Origin of the sequence: Rhizobium sp. SEMIA 4085, from assembly GCF_013004495.1 — a bacterium.
Classification (GTDB): Bacteria; Pseudomonadota; Alphaproteobacteria; order Rhizobiales; family Rhizobiaceae; genus Rhizobium; species Rhizobium gallicum.
In genome coordinates this window covers 22,717-29,777 of the sequence record NZ_JABEPH010000020.1, presented here as the reverse complement: position 1 = coordinate 29,777, position 7,061 = coordinate 22,717, and the positions used below count along the sequence as shown (strand labels likewise).

The 7,061-nt window shown below is 59.5% G+C and carries 6 protein-coding genes; 1 reads left to right on the top strand and 5 read right to left on the bottom strand.

Annotation, left to right across the window (positions count from 1 at the left end; all coding sequences use genetic code 11):
* Positions 1-699: FAD-dependent oxidoreductase (locus tag C9413_RS03995; RefSeq protein ID WP_170250205.1), on the top strand; the 699-nt coding region annotated here is incomplete at its 5' end.
* A gap of 76 nt (positions 700-775) precedes the next feature.
* Here the strand turns inward: C9413_RS03995 and C9413_RS03990 are convergent.
* From C9413_RS03990 to C9413_RS03970, 5 genes are all read right to left on the bottom strand, one after another.
* Positions 776-2,311, bottom strand: a complete 1,536-nt coding sequence (locus C9413_RS03990) for a cation:proton antiporter (protein ID WP_170250204.1) — start codon at positions 2,309-2,311, stop codon at positions 776-778.
* 432 nt (positions 2,312-2,743) lie between these two features.
* On the bottom strand, positions 2,744-3,559 hold the full coding sequence (locus tag C9413_RS03985) for an ABC transporter permease (protein ID WP_040115046.1): 816 nt from the start codon (positions 3,557-3,559) through the stop codon (positions 2,744-2,746).
* Complete coding sequence (locus tag C9413_RS03980) at positions 3,559-4,815, bottom strand: ABC transporter permease (RefSeq protein WP_170250203.1); 1,257 nt, start codon at positions 4,813-4,815, stop codon at positions 3,559-3,561. The genes C9413_RS03985 and C9413_RS03980 overlap by 1 nt, the downstream gene beginning before the upstream one ends.
* 68 nt (positions 4,816-4,883) lie before the next feature.
* Complete coding sequence (locus C9413_RS03975) at positions 4,884-5,933, bottom strand: ABC transporter substrate-binding protein (protein WP_040115048.1); 1,050 nt, start codon at positions 5,931-5,933, stop codon at positions 4,884-4,886.
* A gap of 45 nt (positions 5,934-5,978) precedes the next feature.
* A complete protein-coding gene (locus tag C9413_RS03970; protein WP_040115049.1) occupies positions 5,979-7,061 on the bottom strand; it encodes an ABC transporter ATP-binding protein in 1,083 nt (360 codons plus the stop codon).

The window sequence follows — 7,061 nt, the reverse complement described above, 5'->3', positions numbered from 1 at the left end:
TTTGCTCCCCCCGATGGCGGCCCCCTTCCGATCGTGCGTCAGACCGCTGTGGAACGCATCGACCATCGCGCCGCGGATCATGTCGGTATTTCGACATCGAAAGGCCACCTCCGTGTCAAGGCGGTAATCGTCACTGTCGCTACGAATGTGCTTGCGAATGAGCGCATCGCGTTTTTTCCCCCGCTCCCGGAAAAAATCGATGCAGCCTCCCGCCTGCCACTCGGTCTTGCGAACAAACTGTTCATGAAGGTGGGAAGGCCGGACGCCCTACCGCTGGACAGTCATCTTCTAGGCTCCTATCGCGAACGCCGGACAGGTGCCTACCAAATCAGGCCCCTCGGAAATCCCGTTGTGGAGGGATATTATGCAGGGGATTTGGCACACGACTTAGAACATGGGGGACCGAAGGAGGCGTTCCAGTTTGGACTCACGGAGCTGAAGCGCGCTTTGGGATCCGACATCGGACGGCAGCTCTCATTGATCTGCTTTTCAGCATGGGGCTCCGATCCGCACATCGGCGGCTCATATTCATACGCCAGCCCAGGAGCTTCTGATCTTCGCAGAACGCTTGCAACTCCGCATGACAATCGCATCTTCTTTGCAGGTGAAGCCTGTTCGACTGGACGCTATTCGACTGCGCACGGTGCCTATGATACTGGAGTGATGGCGGCGCAGGAGCTTGTAAAGACGATCGCCTGAGGGGTCCGGGCAAGAATTTCAGCGCGCGACAGGAACAAGCATTCCCGCGGGGACCCGAGGGATGCAGCACGTGATTTCAGATCTCCTCAATCTTCCGATCTTCGAGCGGCAAAACAGAAAGCTCTCGCCAGTCGATCTCCTCAAGCAGCAGATTGTACTCATCGACGTTGAGTTCATTCTGGGAACGAAGTCGCTCAAGCTCCATGCGTTGGGCGGCAATCGAGCAGAGCGCCAGTTTGCGGTAGGTTTCAAGCGAGGAGGGTCCTTCAACATTGAAAAGTGCTTTCTGCTCGATCCGAAACTTGCTTCTCAAAAGCTCTGCCTCCGGGCCGGACTGATCCTCCAGTACGCAGATGCCGGCCTTTGTGATCTGCGCGCGACGGGCTCGCAGCTCATCGGCTGCGGCTGCGCGCCCATCGAGACCCAGCCATCGGATCAAGGGCGAAAGCGTCAGTCCCTGTATGACGAGTGTTGCAAGAACCACCGCGAAAGCAGTCAGCACGACTGTGTCGCGCTGAGGAAAATCGCTCGGCAGCGCGAATGCTGTCGCAAGGGTAAGTAGTCCCCGCATTCCGCACCAGCCGGCGAGAACTGCCTGCTTGATCGTCGCTGGCTCCTTTCGTCCGCGCAGGCGTGCAAGGCGAGCCAGGATACGGTTATAGCCGATGCAGACCGCAAACCGGACGAGAACGACGATCGCGACGACAAACGCAGCGAATGTGCAGGCCTGGCCGAGCTGACCCTCAGGCATGCCTGCGATGATGCCTCTGATCTGCATGCCCATTAACAGGAATGCCATGATGTTGAGGACGAAGACGACGGCACACCAGACCGCCTCGGACTGGACCCGCAGGCGCGCAGATGTCGCGACGCTGCTTGCCATAGCCATGGCCATGGCCACGACCGCAAGCACCGCCGACAGCCCCAGATGTTCGGCAAGAATCCAAAGCAGGTACGTCTGGACGAACTGAAGCAGGTTTCCGCCCAAGGTGCCGGACACGAAACCTGAAAGATGCTTGCCGACGAAAGCCGCCAAGATACCCAGAAGGATGCCGCCGGGAGCCGCAAGGGCGAAATGTAGGCCGACGGTGACACCAAGATTTCCCGTTGAATGTACCGCGAGCGCGGCCCCGAAGATGAGGAGGGCGGCCGCGTCGTTGAAAAGGCTTTCGCCTCGCAGCACGGCATCTGTGCTGCGAGGTATCGCCACCCCTGAAAGGATCGCAGTCGCCGCTGCTGCGTCGGGTGGTGCGACAATGGCCCCAAGGACGAGCGCGGCCGCAAACGGCAGGCCAGCAAGCCATGATCCCGCAAGCGCAACGGCGAAAGCTGTGACAATCACGCCACCGATGGCAAAGACGAGCAACGGCAACCAGAAACGCCGGGCAGTTCCAACTGGAAAGTCAAATGCCGCGTCCATCAGCGCGGGTGCGATGAACAAAGCAAGGGCAGTCTCAGGTTCAAGTGAGACATAGGGGGTTCCCGGCACAAGCGCAGCTGCAGCGCCCGCCATTGCCAGCAGGGATGGATAGGGAAGCGACAGACGTCGCGAAACCTGCAGTAGCAGGATCGCCACGAGAGACAAGACAAGGAGGCTTTCAAAAAAGCTCATAATCGGCACGATCCTATCTCTTTGTTGTCCGGCGTCTCCTGAAACGATGTTAGCCGGTCTGAGTGCTTCAAAAGCATCAAGCGCGGTGCTTGGCGTCCTTGTCGGGATTTCGATATCACTCGAAGTCCAATTCGGTCGATTTCACCACAAATTCTCGGCGGCATCCACGATGCCCGTTTCACCGGCGCCGAACACGCTGAAAATCAGCTCCCGCAGCCCGGTTGCCGAAAATGCCGTCACCGCAATGAGTATTGGCCGTGCGAGGGACGAGCGGCACTTCATTGGGAGCTAGAAAGGCGGCACCCGCCGTTTGCCGAGAGCCGCTTTCTTGCGAAGCGGACTCGGCACCAAGGCTGTTGCAGCCTTGCCGTCATACGACCATTTTGGGTGTCTATCTGAACAGTACGCAACACGCGTTGACGTAGAGCGCGATCAGTGCATGAGCTTTTGGCGTTCGGCGCGCCGGTGCAGCCACTGGATAGTTGCGAGAAACAGCGTTGAGAATAGAATCAGCAGTGTTGCGACGGCAGCGATGGTCGGGCTCAGTGTCTCGCGAACGCCGCTCCACATCTGACGGGGCAGGGTGCGTTCCTCGGAACCGGCGATGAAAAGTGCAATCACCACCTCGTCGAAGGACGTGACGAAGGCAAATAGCGCACCCGACACGACACCCGGTGCGATGATCGGCAGCATGATGCGCAGCACGGCTTCAACGGGCGTTGCGCCAAGACTTGAGGCCGCGCGCATCAGATTGTGATCAAAGCTCGCAAGTGTCGCCGTCACGGTAATGACGACGAAGGGCGCTCCGATTGCGGTATGGGCAAGGACCAAACCGGTCAAGCTGTTAAGCAGACCGACGGCAGCAAAGGCATAATAGATGCCGACCGCCGAGACGATGACCGGTACGATCATTGGTGAAATCAGAATGGCAGTCAGCGTGGCGCGGAAGGGGCATTCCGGCCGGCTAAGGCCGATTGCAGCCAACGTCCCGAGTGCGGTTGACACCAGTGTGGTGCAGACGGCGACGATGATGCTGTTCTTCAGAGCCAGTTGCCAGACTTCGGAGGAGAGGAATTCCTCATACCAGCGCAGCGAGAGGCCTGGCATCGGATAGGTGAAGAAGGGCTCCGCGTTGAACGACAGGGGCACGATGGCGATGATCGGCGCGATCAGGAAGACAACGACAGTGCCGCCGGCAATCCATAGCAGGATGGGAAGCAGGCGTTCGACGGAAAGGGAGTGGTTCATCAGCCTATCCTTAGACGGTCGATGCCGACCAGACGATTGTAGACGGCGTAAAGGATGAGCACGGCGACCAGGAGGATGGCGCTCAATGCCGCCGCCATCCCCCAGTTGGTCACCTGGTTCGAATAGTAGGCAATGTAGTAACTGACCATTTGATCGCGCGGACCGCCGACGAGCGCTGGGGTGATGTAGTAGCCGAGGGCCAGGATGAAGACCAGAAGTCCGCCGGCGCTGACGCCTGGCATGCTCATCGGCAAATAGATTCGCCAGAAGGCCGATAGTGGTGGCGCCCCCAGTGAGGAGGCGGCGCGCAAATAGACCGGCGGGATGCTCTTCATGACGCTGTAGATCGGCAACACCATGAACGGGAGAAGGACATGCGTCATCGCGATCAAGACGCCGATGCGGTTATAGATGAGTTCCAGCGGCTGCGATGGGTCGATGACGCCAAGCCAGGCAAGAGCGGAGTTCACCACCCCGCGGCTCTGCAACAGCACGACCCAAGCGCTCGTACGCACCAGCAGTGATGTCCAGAAGGGCAGGAGCACGAGGATTAGCAGAGCGTTGGCGATGCCCCCCTTGGAACGGGCGATCAATGCCGCAAGCGGATAACCAAGCAGCAGGCACAGCAACGTCACTGAAGCGCTGACGGCGAAGGTGCGCAGCAGCACATCAATATGAACGGCGTTTTCGGGTGCGACTGTCGTTATGACGCCGGTCTCGTCGCGGCTCATGTCCAACGCTGCGAGCAGATAGAAATCGGTAAGCTCAGGCATTGCCTGCCTGAGAAGATGCCAATAACGGGGCGATGCCCATTGAGCGTCCGCTGCGATGAAGGCATCCTTGTAGGGCGCCTTTGCATTGCGGATCGTGCGCGCGGTTTTCAAAAGCATCGAGCGCATGCCAGTTTCGTAATAATTGAGCCGTTTGGCGATCTCGGCCACATCCTCGCGGGACGATGCCTTCATGTCGGTTGCGAGGGCGGCATAGACCGCCTCGTCTGGTACGCCTTTGCCGTCCCACGAAGAAAGCATTGAGACGGTGTTCGGCAGTGTTCGCGCCACTTCGCGGTTGTCGACGCTTCGGATAAGAAGCATGCCGATCGGCAGAATGAAGATCGCCAGCAGGAAAAGCATCAGCGGCGCGACGAGAAGCAAGGCTCTCATCTGCCCCTTCCGTCGCAGACCACGCAGCCGGCGGGCAAGAGGCGCCGTGTCGATGGCATTGTTGATGACGTCGTCGGTAAGCAGGAGCGCCATGGCACACCTTCATTCGCAAAAAATGGGCGGGCGGGCCCGGGAGGAAAAGCCCGCCCGCCGAGCGAGGACTATTGCGCCAGCCACTTGTTGAAGCGTTCGGTCAACTCCTCGTCATGGTCGGCCCAGAATTCTGCCGAAACCACGAACGCGTTCTTGGTGTTTTCAGGCGCGGTCGGAAGGTCGGGCAGGATGTCGGCGGGAACCTTGGCGATCGCCGCCTTCAGCGTCGGGCCATAGGAGATGTACTGCGACTGCCGGGCCATGACGTCCGGGGTCATCGTATAGGCGATGAATTTGTCGGCGGCCTCCTTGTGCGGCGATCCCTTCGGCTCGGCCCAAAGGTTGAAGTCCATCCCTTGGCCATCCCACACGATCTTGAAAGTCTTGCCGCTGTTTTTGACGGCGTCGTAGATGCGTCCGTTCCACGCCGTGGTCATCAGCACTTCGCCGTCGGCCAGAAGCTGCGGCGGTTGGGCGCCGGCCGTCCACCAGACCTTGACATCCTTCTTGATCGTATCGAGTTTCTTGAAGGCACGATCGACGCCTTCGGGCGAGCCCAGGACGTCATAGACCTTGGCCGGCGCGACGCCATCGGCGATCAGTGCGAATTCCAGCGTCGTCTTCGGCGCCTTGCGCAACGCCCGCGGACCGGGGAATTTTTTTGTGTCGAACAGATCGGCCATCGTCGTCGGCCCGCCATTCGGAAATTTTGACGCATCGTAGGCATAGATCGTGCCGAAAACGATTGTGGCAGCCGCACAGTCCATGGCCGCGCCATCGATGAAGGCCTCCTTGCCGCCGAGCTCGGAATAGTCGATCTCTTCCAGCCATCCTTCGTCGCAACCCTGCAGCGCATGTCCTGGTTCGACATCAACGACATCCCAGGTGACCTGGCCGGTTTCCACCATGCCCTTCAATTTCGCGGTGGATCCATCCCACTCGTCCTGCAGGATCTTGACGCCGGTCTCCTTCGAGTAGGGACCAAAGAAGGCTTTCTCCTGGCTTTTGGTATATGCGCCTCCCCACGACGTTACCGTGATCGTATCCCCAGCAAGTGCGGGTGCGCTCATGGCGAGACAAAGAATGGAGGTCTGAAGCAGTATCGAGATGCGGTTCATATTTGTTCCCCTGTTTTGGTTGAATGCAGTTTAGGCTTTTCGCTGTCACGATAGAGCCAGCGCCCGGCAGTCGTCCGGCGCCCAGCCGATGACGATGTTGTCCCCGGAGGCCCGAAACGTGTCCGCCAATGCGGCAGGCACCTTTATGCGGACGTCTTCGCAGCCGCAGGCCTGGACGCGCAGCCGCAGGTGATCGCCGTGGTAGATCAGTTCGACGATCTTGGCCGTGAAGCGGTTGGGAGTTTCGGCAGGAGACGACAGCGTGATGCGCTCCGGGCGCAGCACCAAGGTCGTGCGCGTCCCCTGTTTCAGCCCGTCACCGGCAAGAGCCGAGATGATGGAGCCGTCCGCGGTCCTGATCCGGCAGGTCTTTCCGACAAGCTCGACCACTTCGCCCGCGATGGCATTGTTTTCCCCGATGAAGGTTGCGACGAACGGGTTTGCCGGCGCTTCATAAAGGGCGTGCGGCGAGGCGATCTGCTGCAGCGTGCCGTCATCGAAGACGCCGACGCGATCAGACATGGTCAGTGCCTCGCTCTGGTCGTGCGTCACATAGACGACATTGATGCCAAGACGGCCATGCAGGTGCTTGATCTCGAGCTGCATGTGTTCGCGCAATTGCTTATCGAGAGCGCCGAGCGGCTCGTCCATCAGTATCAGTTGCGGCTCAAACACCAGCGCACGGGCCAATGCAATGCGCTGCTGTTGGCCACCGGAAAGCTGGTTCGGCCGGCGCGTTTGGAAACTTTCCATGCGCACCATGTCGAGTGCGCGGCGCACGCGTTCGGCTGTTTGCGCCTTGCCGAGCCGCCGCATCTTGAGTGGAAATGCCACGTTTTCGCCAACGGTCATATGCGGGAAAAGCGCATAGTTCTGAAAGACCACGCCAATGTTTCGGCGGTGCGGCGGTACGCTGTCGATGCGGTGACCGGCGAGCGTGATGGTGCCATGGGTTGGAGCCTCGAAGCCGGCAAGCATCATCAGTGTCGTGGTTTTGCCCGAGCCTGACGGGCCAAGCAAAGTGAGAAATTCACCCTTTGCGACACTGAGGTCTAGCCCGCGCACGACGTAGTTTTTGCCGTCATAGGATTTGCGGACGCCTTCAAAGGCGATGAAAGGCTCATTCAT